This window comes from Microcoleus anatoxicus, assembly GCF_042465725.1.
In the GTDB taxonomy this organism is placed as follows: Bacteria; Cyanobacteriota; Cyanobacteriia; order Cyanobacteriales; family Microcoleaceae; genus Microcoleus; species Microcoleus anatoxicus.
Genome location: NZ_CP120853.1, coordinates 1,170,972 through 1,197,811 on the forward strand (window position 1 = coordinate 1,170,972; position 26,840 = coordinate 1,197,811).

The 26,840-nt window shown below is 44.8% G+C and carries 21 protein-coding genes; 12 read left to right on the top strand and 9 right to left on the bottom strand.

Translation table 11 applies throughout. The features are described from left to right. The first annotated feature begins 223 nt into the window (after positions 1-223). From P2A85_RS04955 to P2A85_RS04970, 4 genes are all read left to right on the top strand, one after another. Positions 224-571: a histidine triad nucleotide-binding protein gene (locus P2A85_RS04955; protein WP_340519856.1), complete on the top strand. Its 348-nt coding sequence runs from the start codon at positions 224-226 to the stop codon at positions 569-571. A gap of 389 nt (positions 572-960) precedes the next feature. Next, complete coding sequence (psbA, locus tag P2A85_RS04960) at positions 961-2,043, top strand: photosystem II q(b) protein (protein ID WP_377477872.1); 1,083 nt, start codon at positions 961-963, stop codon at positions 2,041-2,043. A 131-nt stretch (positions 2,044-2,174) separates the two neighbouring features. Continuing rightward, positions 2,175-3,467, top strand: a complete 1,293-nt coding sequence (locus P2A85_RS04965; protein ID WP_377477873.1) for a ribonuclease D — start codon at positions 2,175-2,177, stop codon at positions 3,465-3,467. Positions 3,468-3,860: 393 nt separating this feature from the next. Continuing rightward, entirely contained in the window at positions 3,861-5,534 is a 1,674-nt protein-coding gene (locus P2A85_RS04970; protein WP_377477874.1) for a calcium-binding protein, read from the top strand. A 73-nt stretch (positions 5,535-5,607) separates the two neighbouring features. Here P2A85_RS04970 and P2A85_RS04975 read toward each other — a convergent pair whose 3' ends face one another. Next, positions 5,608-5,970 (bottom strand): hypothetical protein, encoded by a 363-nt coding sequence (locus P2A85_RS04975; protein ID WP_340519862.1) that lies wholly within the window; start codon positions 5,968-5,970, stop codon positions 5,608-5,610. A gap of 376 nt (positions 5,971-6,346) precedes the next feature. Between P2A85_RS04975 and P2A85_RS04980 the strand changes: the two genes are divergently transcribed. Next, positions 6,347-7,189 carry a photosystem II manganese-stabilizing polypeptide gene (locus tag P2A85_RS04980; protein ID WP_341735791.1) on the top strand — a complete coding sequence of 281 codons (843 nt, stop codon included), beginning with the start codon at positions 6,347-6,349 and terminating at the stop codon, positions 7,187-7,189. 438 nt (positions 7,190-7,627) lie between these two features. After that, complete coding sequence (locus P2A85_RS04985; protein WP_340519866.1) at positions 7,628-8,401, top strand: RNA polymerase sigma factor SigF; 774 nt, start codon at positions 7,628-7,630, stop codon at positions 8,399-8,401. 569 nt (positions 8,402-8,970) lie between these two features. Here the strand turns inward: P2A85_RS04985 and P2A85_RS04990 are convergent. Further along, positions 8,971-10,137 (bottom strand): pyridoxal phosphate-dependent aminotransferase, encoded by a 1,167-nt coding sequence (locus tag P2A85_RS04990; RefSeq protein ID WP_377477875.1) that lies wholly within the window; start codon positions 10,135-10,137, stop codon positions 8,971-8,973. Positions 10,138-10,375: 238 nt separating this feature from the next. On the opposite strand from P2A85_RS04990, the gene P2A85_RS04995 reads away from it, so the two are divergent. The 3 genes from P2A85_RS04995 to P2A85_RS05005 all read left to right on the top strand — a co-directional run bounded on the left by P2A85_RS04995 (position 10,376) and on the right by P2A85_RS05005 (position 14,762). Next, complete coding sequence (locus P2A85_RS04995) at positions 10,376-10,888, top strand: adenine phosphoribosyltransferase (protein ID WP_377477876.1); 513 nt, start codon at positions 10,376-10,378, stop codon at positions 10,886-10,888. A 137-nt stretch (positions 10,889-11,025) separates the two neighbouring features. Beyond that, positions 11,026-12,066 carry an ABC transporter permease gene (locus P2A85_RS05000; RefSeq protein WP_377477878.1) on the top strand — a complete coding sequence of 347 codons (1,041 nt, stop codon included), beginning with the start codon at positions 11,026-11,028 and terminating at the stop codon, positions 12,064-12,066. Between the two features lie 185 nt (positions 12,067-12,251). Next, the gene (locus P2A85_RS05005) at positions 12,252-14,762 is read left to right on the top strand and encodes an amino acid permease (protein ID WP_377477879.1); all 2,511 of its coding nucleotides are present in this window, start codon (positions 12,252-12,254) and stop codon (positions 14,760-14,762) included. A gap of 218 nt (positions 14,763-14,980) precedes the next feature. On the opposite strand, the gene P2A85_RS05010 is transcribed toward P2A85_RS05005, so the two are convergent. Together P2A85_RS05010 and P2A85_RS05015 are read right to left on the bottom strand one after the other, a co-directional pair. Further along, positions 14,981-16,981, bottom strand: a complete 2,001-nt coding sequence (locus tag P2A85_RS05010) for an ABC transporter transmembrane domain-containing protein (protein ID WP_377477880.1) — start codon at positions 16,979-16,981, stop codon at positions 14,981-14,983. 207 nt (positions 16,982-17,188) lie between these two features. Further along, complete coding sequence (locus tag P2A85_RS05015) at positions 17,189-17,671, bottom strand: FxLYD domain-containing protein (protein ID WP_377477881.1); 483 nt, start codon at positions 17,669-17,671, stop codon at positions 17,189-17,191. A gap of 119 nt (positions 17,672-17,790) precedes the next feature. On the opposite strand from P2A85_RS05015, the gene P2A85_RS05020 reads away from it, so the two are divergent. Beyond that, positions 17,791-18,546 carry a Uma2 family endonuclease gene (locus P2A85_RS05020; RefSeq protein WP_377477882.1) on the top strand — a complete coding sequence of 252 codons (756 nt, stop codon included), beginning with the start codon at positions 17,791-17,793 and terminating at the stop codon, positions 18,544-18,546. Between the two features lie 174 nt (positions 18,547-18,720). Here the strand turns inward: P2A85_RS05020 and P2A85_RS05025 are convergent, their stop codons facing one another. Further along, positions 18,721-20,340 (bottom strand): flavin monoamine oxidase family protein, encoded by a 1,620-nt coding sequence (locus tag P2A85_RS05025; RefSeq protein ID WP_377477883.1) that lies wholly within the window; start codon positions 20,338-20,340, stop codon positions 18,721-18,723. A gap of 97 nt (positions 20,341-20,437) precedes the next feature. Here P2A85_RS05025 and P2A85_RS05030 point away from each other — a divergent pair, with 97 nt between their 5' ends. Beyond that, positions 20,438-21,352: a PPC domain-containing protein gene (locus tag P2A85_RS05030; protein WP_377477884.1), complete on the top strand. Its 915-nt coding sequence runs from the start codon at positions 20,438-20,440 to the stop codon at positions 21,350-21,352. Positions 21,353-21,431: 79 nt separating this feature from the next. Here the strand turns inward: P2A85_RS05030 and P2A85_RS05035 are convergent, their stop codons facing one another. The 4 genes from P2A85_RS05035 to ribD all read right to left on the bottom strand — a co-directional run bounded on the left by P2A85_RS05035 (position 21,432) and on the right by ribD (position 25,866). After that, positions 21,432-22,391, bottom strand: coding sequence for a DNA-processing protein DprA (locus P2A85_RS05035; protein ID WP_377477886.1), 960 nt, complete (start codon positions 22,389-22,391; stop codon positions 21,432-21,434). Positions 22,392-22,395: 4 nt separating this feature from the next. Further along, complete coding sequence (locus P2A85_RS05040; protein WP_377477887.1) at positions 22,396-23,976, bottom strand: helicase-related protein; 1,581 nt, start codon at positions 23,974-23,976, stop codon at positions 22,396-22,398. 75 nt (positions 23,977-24,051) lie between these two features. Next, a complete protein-coding gene (locus tag P2A85_RS05045) occupies positions 24,052-24,648 on the bottom strand; it encodes a hypothetical protein (protein ID WP_377477888.1) in 597 nt (198 codons plus the stop codon). A gap of 63 nt (positions 24,649-24,711) precedes the next feature. Beyond that, a complete protein-coding gene (gene ribD, locus P2A85_RS05050; RefSeq protein ID WP_377477889.1) occupies positions 24,712-25,866 on the bottom strand; it encodes a bifunctional diaminohydroxyphosphoribosylaminopyrimidine deaminase/5-amino-6-(5-phosphoribosylamino)uracil reductase RibD in 1,155 nt (384 codons plus the stop codon). Between the two features lie 74 nt (positions 25,867-25,940). Here ribD and P2A85_RS05055 point away from each other — a divergent pair, with 74 nt between their 5' ends. Further along, positions 25,941-26,795: an FAD-binding domain-containing protein gene (locus P2A85_RS05055; protein ID WP_377477891.1), complete on the top strand. Its 855-nt coding sequence runs from the start codon at positions 25,941-25,943 to the stop codon at positions 26,793-26,795. Positions 26,796-26,840: the final 45 nt, after the last annotated feature.

Here is a 26,840-nt window from a genome sequence, read left to right on the forward strand (position 1 = left end):
CGGTTCCCCTCCTGGGAGGGGCTAGGGGTGGGTATTATTCCCCATCATCATTTTTTTGAGAATGAAACAGCCCAGGGGGCTAGGGAGGATATCTTTGACTGGCTTTCAGACTTAAGTTAACACTAATGGGGGGTGACTTCTTGCTTCTTGCTTCTTGCTTCTTGCTTCTTGCTTCTTGCTTCTTGCTTCTTGCTTCTTCCTTCTTCCTTCTTCCTTCATACTCATGACAACTCAAGAAACCATTTTCAGCAAAATCATCCGCCGGGAAATTCCCGCAGATATCGTTTACGAAGACGACTTAGCCCTAGCATTCCGAGATGTAAATCCCCAAGCACCGGTACACATTCTGGTCATTCCTAAGAAGCCTATTCCCAAATTAGCTGATGCAGATTCTGGAGATCATGCTCTTATGGGACACTTGCTGCTAACTGTCAAACTCGTAGCAGAACAACTCGGACTTAGTAATGGCTATCGAGTTGTGATTAATAATGGGAACGATGGTGGCCAAACTGTGGATCATCTGCACCTTCATATTCTGGGTGGACGACACATGAAATGGCCTCCGGGTTAAAGGTTTAGCACTTAACCATGGGGGTCTGGTCAGTTCCAGAACCCCTAAAAAATTGTTCCCAAAACTCACCTGACGCACGCGACAATGGGATATTAGCCCTATGTATCCAAAGTAGGTAGGCAAATCGAAGTTAGTTAAACTGGCGGAAATAATCTACAATCAATTAATTAATTACGATATTTCTACAACTATATTTAAACCACGCTTCTTGTAATAAATCTTAATCTATAGACAGTTTCTTTTACTCTTATCAACAGTTATGAATATTTGTAAAATTTGAAAAATTTCAGCACTCACCGCTTTGCAAACAGGAGTTACTAATGTTATCAATGTGGATGTGGGATGTCCCCACATCCACATGGAAAATTCAATTAAGCAATCATAACCACATGACAACAAGCGTACAGCGTCGCGAAAGTGGCAACGTTTGGGAACGTTACTGCGAGTGGGTAACTAGCACCGACAACCGCATTTATGTTGGTTGGTTCGGCACTCTCATGATTCCTACTCTGCTGACAGCCACCATCAGCTACATTATTGCCTTTGTAGCAGCTCCTCCTGTAGACATCGACGGTATCCGCGAACCAGTTGCAGGTTCCTTGATGTACGGTAACAACATCATTACTGGTGCTGTTGTTCCTTCGTCAAATGCGATCGGCTTACACTTCTACCCCATCTGGGAAGCTGCTTCCCTTGATGAGTGGTTGTACAATGGCGGCCCTTACCAGCTAGTGATTTTCCACTTCCTGATCGGCATTTTCTGCTACATGGGTCGTCAATGGGAATTGAGCTACCGTTTGGGTATGCGTCCTTGGATCTGCGTCGCTTATTCTGCACCTGTGGCATCTGCTACCGCAGTATTCTTGATCTACCCGATCGGACAAGGCTCCTTTTCTGACGGTATGCCTTTGGGTATCTCCGGTACCTTCAACTTCATGATCGTGTTCCAAGCCGAACACAACATCTTGATGCACCCCTTCCATATGTTGGGAGTTGCTGGTGTATTCGGTGGTTCTTTGTTCTCGGCCATGCACGGTTCTCTCGTCACTTCTTCTTTAGTTCGTGAAACCACCGAAACCGAATCGCAAAACTACGGTTACAAATTCGGTCAAGAAGAAGAAACCTACAACATTGTTGCAGCCCACGGCTACTTCGGTCGTTTGATTTTCCAATATGCTTCTTTCAACAACAGCCGTTCCTTGCACTTCTTGTTAGGTGCATGGCCAGTTGTAGGTATCTGGTTCACAGCACTAGGTATCTCCACCATGGCATTCAACTTGAACGGTTTCAACTTCAACCAATCGATTATCGACTCTCAAGGTCGCGTAATCAATACATGGGCTGATGTTATCAACCGCGCTAACTTGGGTATGGAAGTAATGCACGAGCGCAACGCTCACAACTTCCCACTCGACTTGGCTGCTGGTGCATCTACTCCTGTGGCTGTGGTTGCTCCTGCTATCAATGGCTAAGTTTGAGTTTGAGATAGACAAAAAGCGCTCCTAGAAATAGGGGCGCTTTTTGTTTGGGGATTTCCTGAATAATTAGACATTTTTTTGATAAGATAATTATATAGTTAAATTAATAGTTAAAATTTATAGAAATGCCTTATTTAACAGTAGCAAACGACATCAAAGCGCTCATCGCTAAATTTGCTCAATCTAGAATACTGTGGATTGATACAGAAATAGCCGATTATAAATCCCACCCCAGATTATCTCTAATTCAGGTATTAGCTGACCCCAGAGACTTGACTGGCGATGCTACTTTTCTGCTCGATGTTTTGGATCGACCGGAATTAGTAACAGATTTTATCAGCCTAATTATGGTCAATCCCAATATTGAAAAAGTGATGCACAATGCCAGCTATGACATCAGGTTTTTGGGAAATGATGAAGCAAAAAATGTAACTTGCAGTTTGAATTTATCGCGAAAAATTCCTTATTATATTCTCCCATTACCTAACCGCAAATTGAAAACTTTAATAGAAAAAGTTTGTAATATTAATTATGTAGATAAAACAGAACAGGGGAGTGATTGGGGAAAGCGTCCCCTGACAGAAAAGCAGGTAGAATATGCCAAGATGGATGTGGTTTATTTAGCGAGAGTGCATCGCCACCTGCTAGAAATATTTCACAAATCTTATCCAGAGCCAGCTAGTGAAAACTTGACTGCATTGGGGGATAAATATCAGACAATAGAAGCTCGGTGGAAACCGCTAGATTCAGAATTGGCTGAGGTGAAAGAACGAATTAAAACAGGGATGCTGGCAAAAAAACTGAAAGACAGTGCCTATTTTGAGCTATCTAGTTCGATCGCGATGAAAGTAGATTTTATGACCCTGGTCAATCTGACACAAGCTGAGAGGATTGAGTTGCATTTTCCGGTGACACTGACGAAGGAAATTCAAAGACAGTTAGGAAAACTGATTGAGCATCCATCTTTGGAAGTAGAAGAGGTGCAGAGTTGGCGCTTGCTTTTTAACGCACAGCAGCGACGAAAATCAACTAATCAAATTGCGCCACGACCTGTGAGTGATGATTTAATAGTGTTGGGGGAAAGGTACAAGGAAATTTTGCCTGAATGGAAATTTTTGGATTCAGAAGTTGACCATCTAAAAGAGCGTGTAAAAAAAGCAATGATGGCGCAAAACAAGGGAAACACTCCTCATTTTAAGCTGTCGAGTTCTTGTTTGATGAAAGTAGATTTTGCTAGTTTGGCAAGAGTGGTGCAATCTGTGGGGATTGAGTTGGACTTTAGGGTGACGCTGACTCAATATATTCAAAAAAGGTTAGGGGAAGCTATTAATCAAATTGATGTGCAAATTGAGTATATTACCAGTTGGCGCATGAGGGCTAAGACGGTGGAAGATGAAGATGAGGAAATTCCGTTTTGAATAGACATATCCCATAATTATTGTGGGGGGTAGGGGTGAGGCATCTCGCCAGCCCTTAACAATGTTTTTGCTAGAAGTCTAATGTTCTTTTAGGGCCATGACAACTTCTGGGAAGTGGGGGATTTGGGTATTTGCCCGATCGCACTTCCCGACAATGGCAAAAATTATCTAGTCCAATGCAGGGAGACCAATATCTCAACTATGCTAACGTAGGCAAGCGATAATGCTTGGTGTTAAAGGCGATCGACCTAATTTAAGAAAGTGGCGGGGGAACTCCGTCACTCAAAAAAGCCTTTGCAAAAAAGGAAAAAGAAGCCTGCGGTCTAACTGCACTCAGTTGACCGTCAGGTTTGTTCACAACAAATTATTTGATTGAGGAGCAGTGTATCCCCTATGGCAAACCTAATCGGCACAGACAGCAATGATTTTCTGCTCGGAACTCCCCAAGGCGATCGCATTCGTGCCTTAGATGGCGATGACACGCTCTTGGGTGCCGCAGGAGATGACACCCTAGAGGGCGATAGTGACAACGACCAAATCATTGGAGGCGATGGAGCCGATTCGCTCTTTGGTGGTGAAGGAAACGATGAACTCATTGGCAGCCAAGGCCGTGATACCGTCAGCGGTGGCAACGGCGATGACTCCATTCGCGGCGGTTTGGGCAACGACATCCTCGATGGCAACGACGGTAGCGACACCGTGTTCGGAGACGCAGGAGACGACTTAGTTCGTGGCAACGCAGGTTTCGATGTGATTGCTGGCGGTACTGGCAACGACACCCTCACCGGCGGTGATGGCGACGATTCGGTATTTGGGAATGGTGATGACGACTTTCTCTACGGAGATGCCGGCGATGATTCTCTCAACGGCGGTAGTGGTAGCGATCAATTATTTGGCGGTGATGGCAAGGACTACTTCAGAGGTGAAGATGGCAACGACACTTTATACGGTGGTGCCGGTAGCGATTCGCTGTACGGAGACGGTGGCAATGACCAGATATTTGGTGGCAAAGCTAACGATACAGTCATTGGTGGCACTGGTTCCGATACGATGCGGGGCGATGAAGGCGAAGATTTGCTACAGGGAGGTGAAGATAATGATTTCCTGTTTGGTGGCAAAGGTCGCGATATTCTTGACGGTGGTTTTGGGGATGATTCCTTGGCTGGTGGCCTGGGTGACGATACACTTTTGGGCGGTTTTGGCAATGACAATTTATTTGGGGCAGAGGGTAATGACTGTTTGAGCGGAGGTGAGGGTTCAGATACCCTGACTGGTGGAAGTGGCAGTGATATATTCGTGCTGGGAGCAGGGCCAGGCAGTCTGGCTTTGATTACTGATTACAACGAGGCCGAAGATTTCTTTGGACTGCCGACTAATTTATCTTTTACTGACTTGGCAATTACCCAAGGCAACGGTTCAAACCGGAGGGATACAGTAATTACGACGAAGAAGGACGGGAAACTGTTGGCAATTTTGACAGACACTCCGGCGGGCTTAATTGAGGCTACTGATTTTGTATCTGTGACTGGGACGGTTCCTGTCAGACCAACTACAACTACAGTTACAACTACCGTTACCACTACAATTACAGATCCGACAACCCCGACTCCGACAACAACGACAACCCCGACTCCGACAACAACGACAACCCCGACTCCGACTCCGACAACAACAACTCCGACTCCGACAACAACAACTCCGACTCCGACAACAACAACTCCGACTCCGACAACAACAACTCCGACTCCAACAACAACGACAACTCCGACTCCGACAACAACGACAACTCCGACTCCGACAACAACAACGACAACTCCGACTCCGACAACAACAACTCCGACTCCAACAACAACAACGACAACTCCGACTCCGACAACAACAACTCCGACGGCTTCGAGGATTCCTTCTCCCCCGACAATTAACCTGCCCGATTCTCCTTTGCTGACGATTAGTTCGATCGCCCCAACACCTACCCCCGGACTTTTGCCAATGCCCGGCCAGACACCGATATTTCCCTCGATGCTGCCGAGTCCGATACCTGTACCTCATACACCTTTCGGATTTTAGGTGAGATGCCGATGGCGGGAGCTAGTGCATGAGTTATGAGTTAATTTAAAACTCATAACTCATGCACTCAAAACTATTTAAGAGCTTGCGGATTCTGGGCCGATTCACCATCAGACTCGGCTGGAGAATCTTCTAGGATAGATAGTTGTTCGGTGTAGCCTAAGAGCTCGCGCAGTTTCATCCGGTGGATGTAAGGCCAGCCACCATTGGCCTCAATATTCCTGAGCAGTTTGTACAGTGCTTGGCGGTTTTCGGGAAAAGACGCTTGAAACAAACCGTCCCGAATTTCTCGGTGCGAACTTTCCAGTGTCCGCAGCAAAGCCAAAAGCAGCACACTGTCTTCCTGACAACTTTCGGCTAAAGTCCGAATCCCGTCTGTCAAGGATTGCAGTTGAGACTGCAACTTTCCTGACTCTAAATCTTTGCCGTTGTCCATACCGCTGCTTCCTTTGAAATCTACAAGGCGTTTGTGCCCAACCTGAGTATCAGCAGACTAATCGAGCTAGTCGCGATCGCCATTCGGGGTCATAAGCAACGTAACTTAAGTAGGTTGACCTAGGCAATATTAATTTGTAGTCTAAGTCAAGAAAAGAGCACAACCCGTCGTACCATGTGTATTGTGCTACGATCCGCAGATTTTGAGAAATCCTAAGTTATGGCTTAATTTCGCCGTACTCGCTCGACTTTTTGAGTCAAAGCCGGTGAGAGCTTTCGGATGGTTGGACTGGCATAGCCTGCCCACGAGCAATTATATTTTGCTCGAAGTAGGGTTTTTTCTTAATATAATCCGATGTTGGATATTGAGGTTTGGAATGAAATATCGTTCTTTAATTGTGGCACTTTTAGCATTTTGCATGAGTGCACTGGTGGCTTGTTCTTCTGCTCCTGATACAACGGTGGCGACTACGGAGTTACTCACCTACGACCAGATTAGAGGTACTGGATTGGCAAATAACTGCCCTAGCTTGGCAGAAACTTCTCGCGGCTCGATCGCCATTGAAGCGGGTGCTACCTATAAGCTCACTGGTTTGTGTTTGCAGCCTACCACTTATTTTGTTAAGGAAGAACCAGCAAATAAACGCCAAGAGGCAGAATTTGTACCTGGTAAATTGCTGACACGGTTCACGTCTAGCATTGACCAAGTTCAAGGTACTCTCAAGGTTGGTACTGACGGCACTCTGACTTTTACAGAAGAAGACGGCTTGGACTTTCAAGCAATTACGATTCAGTTACCAGGTGGAGAACAAGTACCTTTCTTGTTCACCATTAAAGAGTTAGTTGCTAGTTCCGACCCAGGAGTAGTTGCTATCAATACTTCCACAGATTTGCAAGGGACTTTCAACGTTCCTTCTTACCGCAGCGCTGGCTTTTTAGACCCTAAAGGTCGTGGCGTTGCCACTGGCTATGACAATGCTGTAGCCCTTCCAGCTTCTGACAATTCCAAGCGTGTGCGGGCTAATGTTAAGTTAGCTGATACCAGCACCAAGGCGGGTAAAATTTCTCTCCAAGTTGCTAAAGTAGACAACACCACCGGAGAAGTTGGCGGTATTTTTGAAAGCATACAGCCTTCTGATACAGATTTGGGCGCTAGACCAGCTTTGGATGTAAAAATCCGTGGCATCTTTTATGCTCGCATTGAGCCTTCTGTATCCTAGAATTTGATTGGACGGTCGATCTCACGCTTAGTAGTTTCTTACTCTAAAGATACTACTCTTTATTGATTAGCCAACAGTAGAAAGGAATGTAACTGAGGACTGTTGACTAATCAATAAATTTATGATTTGATTATGGTGATTTTTTGTTTGTAAAAATCTATTTTAATTGATTAAAGTATTGCATTAAAACAGATTTTGAATTATAATACCCAGTGTAAAAAATCAGAAAAATTATATTTGTAAGACCCTACGGGTAAAATTCTACCCGCGCAGGACTCCACCAAATCACTGCACCTTGCCTAAGCTCAACAGATGTGTCGGCTGTCACAGCTATCAAGTGCTAGAATTACACCAATTAAATAGGAATTTTTTAGACTAGATTAAAAATCTACATCTAAGGCCAAATCACTGCTCTGCTCTACCAACCCCTATGCCACTATGTCTACCACAGTCCCAAACGAACTAAAAACCGAAAACTTGCAATTGTTGCGCGAGTACCAAAGTTCTGCATCCAACGAAGTCCGCAATCAGTTAGTTAAACTCAATATTGGATTGGTGAGAAAAGAAGTTCACCACTGGATCAACCAGTGCGGGGAAAGCTACGATGACTTGCAGCAAGTTGGGTGTATTGGTTTGATCAGAGCGATTGAGCGGTTTGATTTATCCAAGGGACACGCCTTTAGTTCCTTTGCAATTCCCTACATCCGGGGGGAAATTCAGCACTATCTACGGGATAAAAGCCCTTCGGTGCGAGTTCCGAGACACTGGTTATCGCTGGAACGCAAATCTGTATCAGTGATTAAGGATTTGCAAGTGCAGTTCAACCGAAATCCTACAGATGCGGAAATCGCCGCGGTGTTGGAAGTTTCTGTGGAAGAATGGCGAGAAATTAAGCTAGCCCACCTCAACCGCGAACCTCTGAGCTTGGATGCGCCGGTGCAAGATGAAAATGAGGGGACTACTTGTCTGGGAGCATTAGTTCCTGATAGCAAGTATCGCAGCTTTCAGTTGGCTCAAGAAGACCAAATTCGCGTACAGCAAGCTTTGTCTATGTTGGAACAACGAACTCGTGAGATATTGGAGTTTGTTTTTCTTTATGATTTGACGCAGAAGGAAACGGCTGAACGCTTGGGTATTAGTGCGGTGACTGTTTCTCGGCGTGTTAAGAAGGGGCTGGATTTGCTCAAAGAGATTATGACTAAACAGCTTTAGTTAGTAGTCAGTAGTCATTAGTCAGTAGTCATTAGTCAGTAGTCATTAGTTAGTAGTTAGTAGTCAGTAGTCAGTAGTCAGTAGTCATTAGTTAGTAGTTAGTAGTTAGTAGTTAGTAGTTAGTAGTTAGTAGTTAGTAGTCATTAGTCAGTAGTTAGTAGTCAGTAGTTAGTAGTTAGTAGTTAGTAGTTAGTAGTTAGTAGTTAGTAGTTAGTAGTCATTAGTCAGTAGTCATTAGTTAGTAGTTAGTAGTCAGTAGTCAGTAGTCAGTAGTCATTAGTTAGTAGTTAGTAGTTAGTAGTTAGTAGTTAGTAGTTAGTAGTTAGTAGTCATTAGTCAGTAGTTAGTAGTCAGTAGTTAGTAGTTAGTAGTTAGTAGTTAGTAGTTAGTAGTTAGTAGTTAGTAGTCATTAGTCAGTAGTTAGTAGTTAGTAGTCATTAGTCAGTAGTTAGTAGTCATTAGTTAGTTGTTGGTGGTTATTGGTTAGTTGTCCTATGTTAGTTGTTGTTATTTGTTGGTTCCAATAACAAATAACAACTAACCAATAACAAATAATCAGTAACTAATTTTTAGATGTGGCGGATAAATTTATCCAGCCTTTCCACAGCTTTTTTGATTGTGCCTAAATCGGTGGCGTAAGACAAGCGAATGTGGTCATCTGCACCAAAAGCAATGCCGGGAATAACTGCTACTTTTTGCTGTTCTAATAAAGCTTCGGAAAATTCTAGAGAAGTCATGCCAGTTTTGCTGATATTGACAAACATATAGAAAGCACCGTCGGGTTTGGTGCAGCTAATTCCGGGGATAGCATCGAGTAATTCAAATATTACTTCACGGCGCTCGGCAAAAGCCAGACGCATTTTTTCCACAGATTCTTGACTGCTTTCCAAAGCTGCGATCGCCCCGTACTGTGCAAAGGTACACACGTTGGAGGTACTATGTCCTTGAACGGTACTGGTAGCTTTGATTAATTCGAGCGGTCCGGCCAAATAACCGATGCGCCAGCCAGTCATGGAGTAAGCTTTAGCAAAACCGCTACTGATGATGGTGCGATCGAATATTTCTTTCCCCAGGGAACCGATGCTGACGTGTTGGGCACCGTCGTATATAATTTTTTCGTAAATTTCGTCGGAAACGACTAAAATATCTCGCTCAACTATCACCTCAGCTAGTGCTTTGATTTCCGCTGGACTATACACCATTCCCGTAGGGTTAGATGGCGAATTGAGGACAAATAACTTGGTGCGGGGTGTAATGGCTTGACGCAGTTGTTCCGGGGTGATTTTATATCCGGTAGAAGCATCAGTCTGGACAATTACTGGCTTACCGCTGGCTAGTTTGACCATTTCTGGATAACTCAGCCAGTAGGGAGCAGGTATAATTACTTCGTCTCCCGGCTCAATCAGAGCCATCATTAGATTATAGAGAGAATGCTTACCACCGTTGCTGACAATGATATTCTCAGGTTGATAGTGGAGATTGTTGTCGGAGCGGAGTTTACTGGCGATCGCAGCTTTTAACTCCGGTTCCCCCGCCGCTGGACCATACTTAGTTTTACCACTGTCTAAAGCTTGCTTTGCCGCTGCTTTAATGTGTTCTGGGGTATCAAAATCTGGTTCTCCTGTACTCAAACTACAGACATCAATCCCCTCGGCCTTCATGGCTTTTGCCTTAGCTGCGATCGCTAAGGTAATGGAAGGAGGAACTTCGCCCACTCGTGCTGCCAACTTGATCATTGGATTTTAGATATGAGATTTTTGACTTTAGATCTTAGGGCGAAAAATCTGAATATTCAACCCTGTTGTTAGGAAATTATGACATTTCCTTGGATGGTAGGCACTGTTTTAACCAATTCAAAAATTAAACGCTAAAAAGTTATTAGTTTTATTTTTTATTTTTAGTTTCTAATTTTTGACATTATTGGTGTACCATTTTTGAGGCCTTGTTACTCTTAACCCCCCACTTTACAAGCTTATGGATCTCAAATCTCTGATTCGCGATATTCCTGATTTCCCAAAGCCGGGAATCATGTTTCGAGATATTACAACTTTGTTGCGAAACCCCCAAGGACTGAGCTATACCATTGACAGTTTAGCCGAAAAATGCTCTGCAATGTCTCCTGACTATGTGGTGGGTATGGAATCGCGGGGCTTTATATTTGGGACTCCTTTGGCTTATAAAATGGGAGTGGGCTTTGTTCCCGTCCGCAAGCCAGGGAAATTGCCATCAGCGGTTTATTTCGCTGAGTATGAGTTGGAGTATGGTAGCGATCGACTGGAAATGCACCAAGATGCGATGACACCGGGTAGTAGGGTGCTGGTGGTGGACGATTTAATCGCCACTGGGGGGACCGCGGCTGCAACGGCTAAGCTGTTAGAACAAGCTGGCTGCGAACTGGTGGGTTTTGCTTTTGTAATTGAATTGCAGGGTTTGGGCGGCAGGCAAAAATTGCCGGATGTACCAATAGTTACGCTAGTTGAGTATTAGTCAGTTGACTGTTAACGGTTGACTGTTGACGGTTGCCGTACCCTGAGCGTAGTCGAAGGGTCAGTTGTCAGTAACCAATAACAACCAACTAATAACCCTTCGACTACGCTCAGGGAACCGAAACTAACCAATAACAAATGACTTCTATTAAACTGAACCCAAATTTACGAGTATTGAATTCTCTGTTGACTGGTGATACATTTATCTATGTTTTTAAGAGGCTGTTTCAGGCTCTGTTAACGCTATTTTTAGCATCGATTCTTTGTTTTGCAATTATTAAACTTGCACCGGGAAATTACTTGGATACTTTGAGCCAAAATCCGAAGATTTCGCCAGAAACACTTAAACAACTAGAACAACAATTCGGCTTAGATAAACCAGCATTTGTCCAGTATTGGCTGTGGTTGCAACAAATTGTGACGCGAGGGAATTTTGGTACGAGTTTTGTGTATCAGCGATCGGTGGCTTCTCTGCTGTGGGAACGAGTGCCGGCGACGCTGTTAATGGCGATCGCATCTTTGATTGTAACTTGGGCGATCGCTATTCCCTTGGGAATCATCGCCGCTGTCAATCAAAACCGGACAGTCGATCGCGTTTTACAAGTAGTCAGCTACACAGGACAAGGATTTCCCAGTTTTATCATGGCTTTGCTGCTGCTATTTTTCGCCCAGAATACATCGCCTCTGTTTCCTGTAGGAGGAATGACCAGTATTGACCACGCAGATTTACCTTGGTGGGGTCAAATCATGGATTATTGCTGGCACTTAATTTTGCCAACAGTCGCCTTGAGTCTGACGGGTTTTGCAGGTTTGCAAAGATTGATGCGGGGACAATTGTTGGATGTACTGCGTCAAGATTATATCAGGACAGCACGGGCGAAAGGTTTGCCAGAAAGTCGCGTAATTTATATTCATGCTCTACGGAATGCGGTTAATCCATTGATTACGCTGTTGGGTTTTGAGTTTGCGAGTTTGTTGAGTGGTGCGTTTATTGCCGAACTTTTTTTTAATTGGCCTGGTTTGGGAAAGCTGGCTTTGGATGCTGTGACTAATCAAGATTTGTATTTAGTGATGGCAACTTTGATGATGGGTTCTGCGATGTTGATTGTTGGTAATTTGTTGGCTGATTTGTTGCTGAAGGCGATCGATCCGAGGATTAAACTGGAAGATTTGAAATGAGATAATTAACTCAGTCATGACTTAGGCCGCGAGCATGATTTGCGATGGTTCATAATTGTTACCAATAATTTCTAGCCCTGAGAATTGAGAGAGATATTGAAGATCCCAGAGCAGTGGTTGATGAGCTAATTTTGCGGTAGCCAATGAAGCAGTAATTGACTTCAGGGAAAACTACAGTCTACATTATGCCTTTTTCTATGAAAATCATGAATCGCGCTCCGGTTTCCATACCAGCCTTACCTCAGAGTCTTTCTTCACCAGAAACCTGGGGGTTTGGCTTTAGTGGCTTGCTTTTATGGCTAGGGACTGCGCCTGCAATGAATGCTGCCCTAGGTCCCCAGGCGATTTGGGTTTGGTTTCCGGGAACAATTATTGGCATGATGCTCAACCTGCAAGTTAAGCGGTTAGGAACCTATTTCCCAGATGTCGCTGGGGGCACCCCAAACTATACTACCCGCTTGCTCCACCATTTCCCAAACTTGGCTCGCTATGGGGCGATCGGCTACTTGCTCGGCTGGGTATCTGTTCCACCCATGAATGCGATTATTCTGACCGATTTAATTAAGGTGAATCTGGCTCCACTGGGCATTACTTGTCCAGAAACCCTACTCAGAATTGGGTTTACCGTGCTGCCCTTTATCGTTGCTGTTAGTGGAACTCGCACCCTAGGTATTTTGCACTCTTTTTTTATATTTCCGGCGATCGGGTTTCTCCTCACCTTTTGTCTTCAAGGCATAGCTTGGTTAAGTTTGACTCCCACTAGCCCAGGGCTACTGCCGGATCTGGGAGTAGGCATTTCTGCGATCGATTGGATGAAATGGTTCTTTATCGCCGTCTATGCGGTTTATGGTTGCGAGAGTGCTTCTTCCTTTGTGGCCGATAGCTACCAACCCCGCGTTACCCTCCGGTGCTTGCAGGTAATGACTGGATTGATTCCGATCGTCTATCTCGGTGGATCGTGGGTTTTAATGCGGTTAGCGACAGATCCTGGCTTAGGGGATAGCGCCTATCTTCATCTAGTGGCAGCTACCCAACCCTTCTGGGGCACCTTCGCCCCCGCCCTTGTCACTTTTCTGATTGCGTCAGGGTGTCTGCTGAGCTCTGCGACTGCTGTTTCTGTCAGTCCCCGGATTTTATATCAGTTAGCCAAAGACGGCTACTTACCGCCCGTGTTCGCCGTGCTGTCTCGCCGGGGAGTGCTCGAACCCAGTTTGATTTTTACCCTGGGGCTGAGTCTAATCTGTCTGGGGTGGGGCGATGTCGCACGGGTGGTGATGGTGACTGGTACAGGCTACCTGAGTTCGATGATGGCAATTCATTTAGGCGAGTGGGTCGGTCGGCGACGACCAGAAGCTCGATGGCCCTGGTGGTCTCTGGGTTTTTTTGGCATGGAAGCGACTGTGTTGCTGGTGGGTGGCTTGGCATGGGGCTACCAGGACTTAGCCATTGGTTTACTCTTACCTTGGCTCATTGGCGTGGCGGGCACTCGATTACCTCGCCTGAATTTCTCCCTATTCCATCCCGATGGGTGGATGCAACGTTACGATCGGCAACCTTATACTGGCACAACAGATTGGTTGGCATTTCAGGTAACAATCTTAATTGGCTTATTGTGCAGTGCGGTGAGTATTGGCTGGTGGGTGAGAGCGGGTTTAGATCGGGTGGGTGTGGGGCAATATGTGCCGTTGTTTAGCATTTTGTTAGTGACGGTGGCTTTTGTGGGAGTGGCGATCGCCTGTTGGACCAGTCTGCCCCAAATTGCTGCTATTACTGAAGCGCGAGAGCAGGTGGAACGCACACTGCACGAGTTGCAACAGGCTCAAATGCAACTGGTGCAGGCAGAAAAAATGTCGAGTTTAGGGCAGTTAGTGGCTGGGGTAGCCCATGAAATCAATAACCCCGTTAATTTTATCCATGGGAATCTGAGTTATTTGCGGGAGTATACCCAGAATCTGATGGATCTGATTGAACTTTATCAGGACCAACACCCAAATACGTCCCCTGTTATTCAAGCTCTGGTGGATGACATCGATTTAGAATTTTTGCAGGCCGACTTACCGAAAATACTGGATTCGATGAAGATTGGCACCGATCGCATTCGTCAGATCGTACTCTCATTACGCAACTTCTCCCGCATCGAGGAAGCTGACTTTAAAACCGTCGATATTCACGAAGGGATTGACAGCACCCTCCTGATTTTGGGACATCGGCTCAAAGCCAAAGGCGATTTCCCAGAGATTAAGGTAATTAAGGATTACAGCCTGCTCCTACCTCACGCTGAGTGTTACCCCGGACAACTCAACCAGGTGCTGATGAATATTCTGGCAAATGCGATCGATGCCCTCGAAGAAAGCGGTAGCGGGAAAACCTATGAGCAACTGCAAGCTAATCCGGGGAAGATTAGCATTCGCACGTCACCGATCGATGCTGAGTGGATAGAAATTGCGATCGCTGACAACGGTGTTGGTATGTCGGAACAGATTCAACAACGCATTTTCGATCCGTTTTTTACTACCAAGCCTGTAGGAAAAGGGACTGGTATGGGGATGTCTATCAGTTATCAAATCATCACGGAAAAACATGGTGGTAAGCTCAATTGTTTTTCGACGATCGGGAAAGGAACGGAGTTCGTGATTCAGATTCCCCTACGCCAACAAGTTCCTAACTTAAAAATGGGACACCAGCAAGCATCCTAATTTATTTTTTAAGCCTTGCTGTAAAGAATGAACAGTGGGTTATAACTGAGTCATCTCCTTTAGGGTTGGATCGGATTTTTTTACCGCAGAGAGCGCAGAGGACACAGAGGAAGAGCAGAGTGAGAATTACTAATTACTAATCAGTAATAACTGATGACACTCTGTTTAGATAAAAACCCGCTTTCTTGGGCGGAGTCGATCGGCCTTATTTACTTTAACTAACTAAATTGCTGAGCATAATAACCAGCATAACGATCGCCTTTTTCCAGCAATTCCTCATGAGTCCCCGACTCCACAACTCTCCCTTTTTCCAAAACCAAAATTCTGTCAGCCTTCCGCACAGTCGCCAAACGGTGTGCGATAATAAACACAGTCCTGTCTTGCATCAATCTTTCCAACGCTTCCTGCACCAAAGCTTCTGATTCCGAATCTAGAGCCGATGTCGCTTCATCCAGGATCAAAATTCGCGGATTCAGCAACACTGCACGGGCGATCGCAATTCTTTGTTTTTGGCCACCAGATAAATTTACACCCCTTTCCCCAACCCAAGTTTGATAACCGTCGGGAAACTCACTAATAAATTGATGAGCGTTAGCAATTTCCGCCGCTTTTTCAACATCTTTCAGTTCATAATACGATCGCCCAAAAGCAATATTTTGAGCAATTGTCCCCGAAAATAAAATAGTTTCCTGCGGCACAATTCCGATTTGTCGGCGCAGCGTATTTAATGTCACATCTTGAACATCAATCCCATCAATTAAAACTTGTCCAACTTGCGGATCGTAAAATCTTGGTAACAAGTTCACCAAAGTAGTTTTCCCGGCACCAGATGCACCCACAAGGGCAATCATTTCTCCGGGAAGTGCCAGTAAACTCATATTTTGTAAAATTGGAACCCCCCCTTGCCCCCCCTTATAAAGGGGGGGTTGAGGCTCTTTTCCCCCCTTATAAAGGGGGGGTTGAGGCTCTTTTCCCCCCTTATCAATGGGGGGTTGAGGCTCTTTTCCCCCCTTATCAATGGGGGATTGAGGCTCTTTTCCCCCCTTATAAAGGGGGGATTGAGGCTCTTTTCCCCCCTTATAAAGGGGGGATTGAGGCTCTTGTCCCCCTTTATAAAGGGGGGATTGAGGCTCTTGTCCCCCCTTATCAAGGGGGGATTGAGGGGGGTAAGCAAAATTAATATTGCGGTATTCGACTTTCCCGGTAACGTGGGGAAGTTCAAGCGCCCCAGGCTTTTCAACTACGGTTGGTAGAATTGCCAATAGTTCAAAAATGCGATCGCTAGAAGCCTCTCCCTGCTTGAAATCGCCGTAATTAGCAGTAGTAGTTGCGATCGGATCGATCAAAAGAGCCGCTCCTGCGATATAACTAATAAACTGAGAACCAGTCAAATTACCCTGCTCAATTTGCCAACCTCCCAGCAAAAATAGCAAAATTATACTAACAGCTTCTGGAAAGCCAACTACAATAAATTGAAGCGCCTTGATTCGTTCTGATAAATACTTAGCGCGACGATTTTTTTCTGCTTCTTCCGCAAAACGAGCAATTTCATAATCTTCAGCCACAAATGCTTTAATTAAACGAATTCCACTAAATACTTCTGTCAGCAAAGAAGATAAATCAGAGATCCGATCTTGACTTTCCCGCGAGTATCTGAGCAATTTCTCGCCAAACCAGCTAATTAGTAATGCCATCAGCGGTATAATGATTAATGCACCTAAAGTTAATTGCCAGTTGAGATAAATCATATATCCCACGATCACAATTAGCTGTAAAATAGAAGGAATAAATTGATGGAAAAATTTATTTATAACTTCGCCAATGCGGTCAATATCTTCAGTTAATCGGTAGGATAAATCTCCCGTTTGGGCAGTTTCAAAGTAGCCGATATTGAGCTTTTGTAAGTGCGTATAAACTTTTTTGCGAATTTCTAAAGCAATAGTTAAAGCTGCTTTTGCCATTAGCGTATCTTGGCCGTACTGAATGATGCTACGAATCAAGAATATAATTGCACTGGCTGCGGCAAGTTTAGTGAATCCTTTAAAATCTCCAGTACCTACAAATTTTGATGCTGTTTCGCCAATCAGCCACGCCATTATCGGCCAAAATATAGTAAATCCGAGGGTGCAAACTAATGCTTTGGCGATGGTTCCTTTTTGCTGCTGGATGTAAGGTAAGATTTGCCAGTAAGTCGATCGCGTTTTCAAACTATTCTGCATCTGCAAGTTTTGGGTTGAGACATATAGCGGTTCTCAATAAGAGTGAAGTTAAAAATAGGTAGGTTGGGTTGAGGTAACGAAACCCAACTCTTGATTTAAAATCGAGTGTTGGGTTTCACTACCGCTCAACCCAACCTACTTCATCTATTTGATCAACGCTATATCTGAGTCAAAATATGATAGCAGCGATCGGGCAAATATCAAAAATCAATCCTCACCGTCAGCATGAGTAGCCCGCACCTTCGCCCCCGCCACAACTTCTCCCCGAAAGGTAGCCGACTTTCCCGGTTCAACCGTAACTGGTTGAGTAGCAATGAATCCATTATCTATGGAATTACCTAACTCATCCAAAACCTCATAGTTGACTTTGATATTCTTGACAAGTTTACAACCTTGATTGATGATTTGACCGCTTAAAAATTTACCATCATAATTTACGTTATTTATTGAAACTTTTGCGGCAATGTTGGAACCGGCAATACAAGATTGGGAAGTTCTTGATGGTGTTTTATTTTCGCACAATTTGCCTAAATCCACTGTTTTGCCATCGGTAGTTCTCATGTAGCAAAATGGTTCGTCAATTTCTGAATTTTGAGCTAAAAGATTTGCCGTATTTGCTAGCAAAGATTTATCTGATATCAGCGATGTTAGCAGAATTGATAAAGCTACGGTTAAATGTAAAACTTTCATGCTTTTACCTGGATTTTCTGAAATTAATTGTACAAGATAATTTACATAAACTTTAGGAGTACAGATTACGCACCGTATATTATGCTATAATAAGACATCAAACTTTAGAAAGTAAAGTCATGGTCGTTACTCAAGATAACCCAGGACAAAAAACGATCGAACTGACCGTAACTTGGGAGAAGTTGCCAGACGACTTCCAATTAGAAGAAAAACCCGTGGAAAATACAGGTCAACCGCTAATTGCTGGAGCACTTCGAGAAATCTTAGAACTGAGAGGATCGATCGGGCCACTAATGCTGATTGCCAGCAACTTTGGTATTTGCGCTACTGTCAACGGCGAGTTAATAATCAAAGCACCAGATTGGGTTTATGTACCTTCGGTATTGCCCGCAGAGTCGAGAATAGACCGCAAAAGTTACACCCCAAACTTGGAAGGAGAAATACCGACCATTGTCATGGAATTTTTGTCGGAAACAGACGGCGGCGAATATTCTATCAAACGTACTTTTCCTCCGGGAAAGTGGTTTTTTTATGAACAAATTCTGCAAGTACCAACTTACATCATTTTTGACCCAGAAACTGGATTGCTGGAAGTATATCGCTTGGAAAATGGCAACTACGAACTAGAATTTCCCGATGAGGAAGGTCGTCACTGGATGGCAGATTTTGGTTTGTATTTAGGAACGTGGCGAGGGGAGAAAGAACAGCGTGCAGGCTATTGGTTGCGCTGGTGGGATGAAGCAGGAAATCTGATTTTGTGGGGTGTAGAACAGTTAAAAGCAGAATCCCAGCGGGCCGATCGCGAACGTCAACGGGCCGATCGACTGGCTGAATATTTGCGCGATCGGGGAATTAACCCAGACGAGATTATTTGATCAATAGACATCTCCAAAAAAGCCAGTATTGAACAGGCTTTCCGGCCTGTTCCACAATAGATCTAGCTTCTTGTGGGGCGGGCATCTTGCCCGCCCAAAAAATATAATTTAGATGCCTTTAGTCCTTGCACCCGGAACTTTTCGACTTGGACGACGATTTGTCAAACTACTAGCTTAACGAGTGTTCAAAGCATTAGCAGAAGCTGTCAAACCCAAATCTTTCAAAATTTCTCCAGCCGCCCTTTGTCCAGTCTCACAACCGCCTTCCATAGAGCGTTGATTTTCCAGAGAAGTGTGCTCTCCCGCAAAATATAAATTACCAACTTGTTCGCCTTCAACGCCGTGCATTTGCGTCCATTGTCCGACTAAATAGCAGGAATAGGAACCTTTAAAATAACGTTCTCCTGGCCAAAAAGCTCGCACAGCTTTACCCGATCGCAAATCTTTAACTCCAGGGAAAACTTTTTCAAATTGTCCCAAAAATTTTTGGGCTTGATCTTCAGGAATTCCACTACCGATCGCCAAACCCTGTCTACCTCCTGTAAAATTAGTAACTAAACCGCTAACAGTAGGAGTAAAAGGTGTAGCTTCCCAACTATTTTGGAATCCTAAGTCGGTATAAACAGAAGCAGTCGATCGATAAAGTTCTCGCCAAATGCGAGTGCGGTAGCCCGTCACTAACTTAGAATTAGTACCGTAGCCCAATTGCTCGATCGCCCGTCGCTTCGGTTGGGGTAAAGGCACATTGATATTAACATCTCGCAGAGTGCTGAAGGGCAAAGTTAACAAAACTCGCTCGTAGGTGCGATCGAATGCACTTTGTCCCGATCGCAAACTTACCCGATAACGGCCATCCGGCAAAAGGTTAATCGCTTCCAAAACAGTCCCCGCTTCGATGGAACCAGACAATTGACCAGCCAAACCATTGACAATTTGACTGTTGCCACCCTCAATTTGATAGCGCTCATCACTGTCACCATACAACTGAAAACTATCAGCCTCAGAAGCAATTAAAAACAGCAAATTCAAGGCAGACTGTTCGTCCACATCGAGACCGTATTCCGTAGTGTAAGCAATGCGGAGTAACTGCTTAACAATGACGTTAGCATCTACACTATCTAAATATTCAGCGATGGAAACATTGTCCACTCTTTCGGCTGTTTCCGTAAAATCTTGATAGTCAAGGTTATTGCCAATTCCCCGTAAATCAGCCCGAATCTTACTAGCTATAGGTGCAAAATCGGTGATTAATTGTTCCATAGAAAATCGCCGTCCTTGCAAGAAAAAGGTATCCTTGACCAATCCCGTCTGCGCCTGAGCTAAATCGATCGCCCGCAAACCCAATTCCGTCGCCAGGGAAATCAAAGTAGTGTGGCCACTATCAATATATTCTCCTCCCACATCCGCCGAAATCAAAGTTCCAGCCACCTTGGGTATAGTGCGTATCCGCCCCCCCACGCGGTTAGTTGCCTCGATGATATCGGCACGTACACCCCCTTGACTCAAGCGATAGGCCGCCGTCAAACCCGCAATTCCCGCGCCCACAACCAAAATGGGCGATCGACCTTGCTGTTGAGCAAAAGCCCCCTCTCCCTCCCGCGTCAAATTCGCAGCAGCCAGCGCCGCCCCCGTCGCCAAACCCCCCCGTAGCAATCCGCGCCGAGATATGGGAAAATTGGAAGTGCGATCTGTGAGCATCCCCAGAAGTTCATCAGCCGGAATACCAGTTGCCATTGATTTCTGGGCAATTATCGAAGCGCGGCGCAGCATTGCCATCAGTGCAGATTTAGCCATAATCTAGACACCCTCACAAAATTTTGATATGAACTGGATTATTGATTAAATGTGATTATCCACTTTCCAGGTTAAGTGTACATAGATTGTTGTAAAAATGCTAACCCTCAAAACACTTTTCGACCGCAAATTTTACCTCGAAAACAACCCCGATGTTGCTGTAGCCGTCGCCAGAGGCACGGTATCAAGTCCCTTCGATCACTACCAAAAGATTGGCAAATTTGAAAATCGCGACCCCAATCCCCTATTTGATGCCAGCTATTATTTAGAAACAAACACTGATGTAGCCGTATCAGGAGAAAAAAATAAATTTTCCGGTGCAGATCATTTTATTGCCTACGGTCAATTTGAGCGTCGAAGTCCCAACCCTTTATTTGATGTTAGTTTTTACCTAAGCAGTAACCCCGACGTTCAAACAGCAGTTCAAACCAATCAAGTTACAGCCTTTGAACACTTTCTGAAAATCGGTCAAACCGAAATTCGCAAACCCAGTCCTTTCTTCGATCCTGAATTTTATTTAGCCAAGTATCCGCTGGTAGCAGCAGCAGTGAGAAATGGCGTGGTGAAAAGTGCGATCGAGCACTACATTCAATTTGGTCAAGCCGAAGGACTTTTGGGTACATTACCAGATGTTGCTGATAATTTAAGTGCTGCTAAAAACCTGGATCTTCTCACAGGAACTAAAAATTTAAATGATTTTGTAGGTGCTGCGGAACCAACGGATATTTATAGTTTTGTATTGAATACTCCTAGCCTTTTCAATGCAACTCTGGATGGTTTGAGTGCAGATGCCGATCTAGAATTAATTCAGGATATCAACGGTCAAGGCGCAGTGGGATTGAGCGGTATTATTGCTTCGTCTAATAATTTAGGTACGGCTGCGGAACAGATTGTGAGTAATGGGGCTTTGCCTGCTGGTACTTATTTTCTGCGCGTTTCTCAATTTGAAGGTGATACAAATTATAACTTGACATTGACATCCGCTCCTTCCATAACACCGTCACAAAATTAAGGAGTTTATCGATTTGAGATGGGAAATTTTCGGTAGATAATTGAATGATTTACCCCACGGAAGTTGCAGGCACATTGGGTTATGCACTTTCATTCAACAAAGACAATAAAGCTCCTTGTTGATTGGCTACATAAGCCACTGGCTTATTAGTTTTGATTACCTTACCTTCTGCTACTGCTTTTTTTAACCACAGTCGCATTTGCCCTATTTGAACATCCAGAAGTTCCGCTATAGATTTATCATCTAACGGTTGCTCTAAATGACTGAGAATGAACGGTAAAACTGCTTCGTAAATGTCTTTGGGAGGGTATTCGACTGCTTGTGTGTTCCTGTGTGCGTTAATCGAAGATATCCCGTAGGGAATCGCATCTTGTGAAGTTCCATTAGATGCAACATCTTTTTCCTCTGGGGCTGACGCTTCTACTTCTGTTTCTGCGAGCACAATCTCCGCTCCAGAGTTTGAAAGTGATTGATTTACCACAATCTCCGATGTTAATGAGTGTGTCACTTCCACATCTGTAACTACCACTTCAATTTCTAACAGCGAATCTTGCAGTTGTTGGTTTTCCCCCGCATCAGCAGATTTAGAAAAATTGGCTGATGCTTCAACATGGCGAGAACCAACAATAGCTAATCCTCCCTGAGATAGCAATTTTATCTTGCCAATTCCATAGAGAATTGCTGGTGCTAAATGTTGCAATATTTGCTTGAGGCGCTTGGGATATTGAGAGTCGCTTCTTCCTAATATCCACAGCCCTTGATTCGTCCATTTTTCCACAGCCAAACTTAGCATTAACCCTCGTTGTAATAATGCCGAAATCCTGTAAAAGTCAAGCTTATTTACCGGAATTGATTGTAACAAATTTAAACAAGTTGGATGCAGTAAATCGGCTGGGCGCTTCTGATTTTCGCGCAGCCAACCAGCCAAGGAATTATATTCGCCAAGCGTTAGGGGGTGAGGTTCTGTTTGCCGATTTTGCCCGAAGCTAGCGCACAAAAGTAAAATTGCTTGAGTATCTGGCGGTAGTACGTGATTCATATATCTAATCGGCGAGAGAGTTGAGGGATAATGCTAGAGGAAAAACTGACCCGCTACCAGCTTGACGTAAAAGTGCGGCAATGACTGTAAAAGTCCACCGGGAATCTACCATATCGTCAACTAAGAAAACTGTTCCCTTGATTCCTTCCCAAGTGTCGATCGCAAATGCACCATCCAAATTATGAGCTTGCTGGTAACTGTTATTCATCTCTTTTTGAGCTTGTGTTTGACGAATTTTCCGAATAACTGGCTGAAATGGCAAATTTAATCTATCTGCCAGTTGTTGAGCAAAATTAGGCACTAAGTCGGGACGATTTAAAGAAGGTACGCAAGTCACCCAAGTCGGAAATGGTTGAGGTTGCCAGCGCTGAATCATTTCAAAAGCGCCCTCAACCAGTGCGTCACTAAAATTATTATCTTGATACTTACCTAGTTTAACTAATTCTCCCCAACCTGCGTCACCCCATAAAGACAGCGCCTTGCCGGATTCTGCTATTAAATTAGGTTTAATTTTTCCAGAAAAACCGTAAGTTGGCAATGCTTTTCCTGTAGGCCATTGTTTCCGGGGTTCGATAATGCGATCGCACCGCCGCAGGTACTGAATTGCTTGATTTACCGTTTCCATAGAAGGGGTTTCTGGGAGTAAAGGCTTACCCAAACACACCGCACATTTGCCGCAGTTAGTTGGATTTTGGTCATCTAATTCTGTTGCGAGAAAAGCCATGAGGCATTGTTGGTTTTCGCCCATGTATTCTCGCATTCTGTCTTGTTCTTGGCGGCGGATTTGCGTCAAATTTTCGATTTTATCGGTGTCTTGCTGATAATCAACAGGAGTAGCATACCACTTAGAATTTTGCTTGCTGACTGGGGCTGGTGATTCGAGAGACAACAGTTTTAAAACTTTATTAATTTGCCCATTAGACAAATTTAGTTTTTGCTCTAACTGGGGAACAGATAAGCCGTCATCGGCGAGGTCTAACGCACTTAAAATTTCTTGCGTATGGGCTTGTGGAGGAAAAGCTGTTCTGATAAAATAGTTGGTAATATCGTCATCTTCATCGCCGCTTAAAAGGATACCATAGGCTTGTTCTACGGCTCTACCCGCTCGCCCTACTTGTTGATAATAATGAACAACGGAACCAGGACGTTGGTAATGAATGACAAATCCTAAATCTGGCTTGTCAAAACCCATTCCTAAAGCTACAGTTGCAACTAATGCTTTAATTTTGTTGTTTATAAGTTGGTCTTCTAAGGCTTCTTTATCTGAATTTTTTAGATTGCTATGGTAGGTTTTACAATCAATTCCTTGAGTTGTTAACCAGTCGGCAATCCGTTCGGCATCTCTGACAGTTAGGGTGTAAATAATTCCGCTTCCCGGTAAGTTGGGCAACTGTTCTGCTAACCATGCCATTCTTGCTGCTGAACTTCCCAGAGCGATATTTTGGAGTTGCAAGCTTTCTCTGATTAAGTTTCCTCTGATGACGCGGAGATTTGCACTTAATTGCTCGACAATATCGTTGACAACTCGGTTGTTAGCTGTAGCAGTTGTGGCTAAAACTGGTATGTTTTGAGGAAGGGCTTGCAAAATAAGGTGCTTAATTTTTAATCATTAAAAAATCAAGCACTAACTACTCACATAATATCATCAATCACCCAAGTCTTAATTCGTATTATCTGGTGCTCCCGGAGAAGGCATAGATTGAATAGGAGCCAAAGGCACATTCGACCGATTTCTGATTAGAGTCGTAGACACCAAAGCATAGCCCAAAATAGCAGGAAGTACCATGGCGCTCAGAAACACGATCGCCCCTGCCAAAGTAGTTCCATTCAACATGGGGCCGTAATGAGTGCGGTAAGGGTCAAAGGCTGGCAAATCTGACCTCTGGCTATCCCGAAGCGCGATCGCACGTTTGAACCTCACCCGCCTGTCGTCCAGCTTTTCTAGCAGCATCCAGCCAACTTCCGCCTCTTCTCGACACAGCTTCTGAAAAATAGCAGGATTCCGAAATAAATCGCTGTTAGCCCGCACAATTTTATACTCCACAACCGTAGTATCAGGTCTAGGATTGCCGTTAGATTGCGAATTATCTCGGCCAGCTAAATGTTCCTCTTGAGATTCGTAGCGAGTCAAAACTTCCTCCTCCTCATCGCATTGTTGCCCCATAGCGAATTGCTGGCGGTTGATGAACACCCCCGCCAGCGCCGACTCTAAACCGAGACTGCCAACCATCAAACTCCAAATCAAAATTTCAAGCATAGAAATACTTAAAACTTAAAAATTCCCAACTAAAAATAGAGATTTGCTTCGACTTTTTAACTTTCAATCTTGACTTTTCAAATAGCCTTCCATCAAACAATCTGTACCCACGGTGCGCCAAGAAACTCGCTCTAAAGTTAAAGCATCAGTCATTTTGGCAAACCCCAAATCTCCCACAGGAGTTGGAGCGTGGGAACCTCCGACAATTTTAGGAGCAATGAAAGCCATAATTTTCTGCACCGCACCGTCAGCAATTGCTTTTGCCGCCAGAGTGCCGCCACATTCCCACAGTACAGACAGAAAAGAGCGATCGTACAAATAACCCATAACATTAGTCGGTGTCAGCGGTGACAATTCCACAACTTCCACCCCTTTTGCCATCAAAAATGCTTGAAACTCCAGATTAACCCCAGGTTCAGTAAACACCAAAGTATGGGCAAAAGAGGTTTCCCACAAACGAGCCGACTTCGGTAAATCCAGCGATCGACTCATCACCACCCTTAGTGGATTATGGCGATCGGGTTGATGGCTAGTCAATTCAGGATTATCCAAACGCACCGTATTTCCTCCCACAATCACAGCATCGCAGCCGACACGCACCCCATGTACTTCGCTCCGAGCCGCCTCGCCTGTTACCCAAGCGCTGTGACCGGTAGTGCTAGCAATTTTACCGTCTAAAGTCATCGCATATTTCAAAATTCCGAAAGGACGCCGGTGCAAAATCCGGTGTACAAAAGCCTCATTCAGTTTCTGACAAGCTTCCTCTTCTACCCCAGCCACAACTTCAATGCCTGTTGCCCGCAACCGAGCAAGTCCCGTACCCGCCACCACAGGATTCGGATCGACCATCCCAGCCACTACTTTTGCCACCTTAGCCTGAATTAAAGCTTCGGAACATGGAGGAGTCCGTCCATAATGGTTGCAAGGCTCTAGATTGACATAAACCGTCGCTCCTGCTGCCAGTTCCCCCGCTTCCCGGAGCGCAAAAACTTCGGCGTGAGGTTGCCCCGCACCAGGGTGAAATCCTTCGCCAACAATTTTGCCGTCGCGGACAATTACAGAACCGACGAGGGGATTGGGAGCAGTCTTACCTAGAGCGCGACGGGCTAATTCTATACAGCGGCGCATCATGGCTCGATCGAACTCTTGAATTTCGCTATTTTTGAGTTGTGTACTTGAGCTGACGATCGCACTAGCGTCCGTCGAAAAAGTTGCCATAAGATTTTGCTATGATATTTAACCTTGAGTGTATAGCTTTAACATTCAGGAAGAATCACAGGGGATTAAGAAAAATGACTCAGGACATGAAGCGGGAATTTGCCAGCCGCGAAGAATTAATTACCTACCTGCGCCAACAGTTCCCCGAAGCCGCCGCCAGAGACAGTCACCTATCCCCCACCCTAGGCGGGCGCAAAGCAGCCGAAACAGCGCTAAAACAAGTCGATCCCGCCAAGTACACCTCAACTCGCAACTTCCTCAACGGCGCGGTAACTCGCTTGTCGCCCTATTTACGTTACGGCGTTTTGAGCCTTGCAGAAGTCCGCGATATGGTGCTAGCAAAGGTGCGACATCAAGAAGATGCAGTGAAACTTGTCAACGAGTTGGGTTGGCGAGATTATTGGCAACGACTTTATGCAGAATTGGGAAACGGGATTTGGCAAGACCAGGAACCCTACAAAACTGGCTACACTGCTTCACAATACAGCGAAACTATGCCCGAAGATATCATTGAGGGCACGACTGGTTTAGTTTGCATCGACAGTTTCAGTCGCGAGTTGCGGGAAACTGGTTATTTACATAATCACCAGCGGATGTGGATGGCCGCTTATCTTGTACACTGGCGCAAAGTGCGTTGGCAAGTCGGAGCTCGCTGGTTTTTGGCACATTTGCTAGATGGAGATCCGGCGAGTAATAATCTTTCTTGGCAATGGGTAGCGAGCACTTTTAGTCACAAGGCTTACTTTTTTAATCGGGAGAATTTGGAACGTTACACTAAGGGGGTGTATTGTGGCGATTGTCCTCTGTACGGACAATGTGATTTTGAGGGAAGTTACGAACAGTTGGAAGCGAAGTTGTTTCCTTCGGGAGAAAAGGTCGATCGCCGCGGCGGTTCTCAGAGTTGGAATCGTCTTCAAAAAGGTCGCTAATTTGTTATTCGTTATTAGTTATTGATGATTAGTTGTTTGTCAGTT

Coding starts and splice junctions, on each gene's coding strand:
- P2A85_RS05025 (WP_377477883.1), bottom strand. CDS start 20,340: ATGGCTAAATCTGCACTGATGGCAATGCTGCGCCGCGCTTCGATAATT.
- P2A85_RS04995 (WP_377477876.1), top strand. CDS start 10,376: ATGGATCTCAAATCTCTGATTCGCGATATTCCTGATTTCCCAAAGCCG.
- P2A85_RS05015 (WP_377477881.1), bottom strand. CDS start 17,671: ATGAAAGTTTTACATTTAACCGTAGCTTTATCAATTCTGCTAACATCG.
- P2A85_RS05005 (WP_377477879.1), top strand. CDS start 12,252: ATGCCTTTTTCTATGAAAATCATGAATCGCGCTCCGGTTTCCATACCA.
- ribD (WP_377477889.1), bottom strand. CDS start 25,866: ATGGCAACTTTTTCGACGGACGCTAGTGCGATCGTCAGCTCAAGTACA.
- P2A85_RS05010 (WP_377477880.1), bottom strand. CDS start 16,981: ATGCAGAATAGTTTGAAAACGCGATCGACTTACTGGCAAATCTTACCT.
- P2A85_RS04965 (WP_377477873.1), top strand. CDS start 2,175: ATGCCTTATTTAACAGTAGCAAACGACATCAAAGCGCTCATCGCTAAA.
- P2A85_RS05045 (WP_377477888.1), bottom strand. CDS start 24,648: ATGCTTGAAATTTTGATTTGGAGTTTGATGGTTGGCAGTCTCGGTTTA.
- P2A85_RS04990 (WP_377477875.1), bottom strand. CDS start 10,137: ATGATCAAGTTGGCAGCACGAGTGGGCGAAGTTCCTCCTTCCATTACC.
- P2A85_RS05055 (WP_377477891.1), top strand. CDS start 25,941: ATGACTCAGGACATGAAGCGGGAATTTGCCAGCCGCGAAGAATTAATT.
- P2A85_RS04970 (WP_377477874.1), top strand. CDS start 3,861: ATGGCAAACCTAATCGGCACAGACAGCAATGATTTTCTGCTCGGAACT.
- P2A85_RS05030 (WP_377477884.1), top strand. CDS start 20,438: ATGCTAACCCTCAAAACACTTTTCGACCGCAAATTTTACCTCGAAAAC.
- psbA (WP_377477872.1), top strand. CDS start 961: ATGACAACAAGCGTACAGCGTCGCGAAAGTGGCAACGTTTGGGAACGT.
- P2A85_RS05000 (WP_377477878.1), top strand. CDS start 11,026: ATGACTTCTATTAAACTGAACCCAAATTTACGAGTATTGAATTCTCTG.
- P2A85_RS04955 (WP_340519856.1), top strand. CDS start 224: ATGACAACTCAAGAAACCATTTTCAGCAAAATCATCCGCCGGGAAATT.
- P2A85_RS05020 (WP_377477882.1), top strand. CDS start 17,791: ATGGTCGTTACTCAAGATAACCCAGGACAAAAAACGATCGAACTGACC.
- P2A85_RS04980 (WP_341735791.1), top strand. CDS start 6,347: ATGAAATATCGTTCTTTAATTGTGGCACTTTTAGCATTTTGCATGAGT.
- P2A85_RS04985 (WP_340519866.1), top strand. CDS start 7,628: ATGTCTACCACAGTCCCAAACGAACTAAAAACCGAAAACTTGCAATTG.
- P2A85_RS05035 (WP_377477886.1), bottom strand. CDS start 22,391: ATGAATCACGTACTACCGCCAGATACTCAAGCAATTTTACTTTTGTGC.
- P2A85_RS04975 (WP_340519862.1), bottom strand. CDS start 5,970: ATGGACAACGGCAAAGATTTAGAGTCAGGAAAGTTGCAGTCTCAACTG.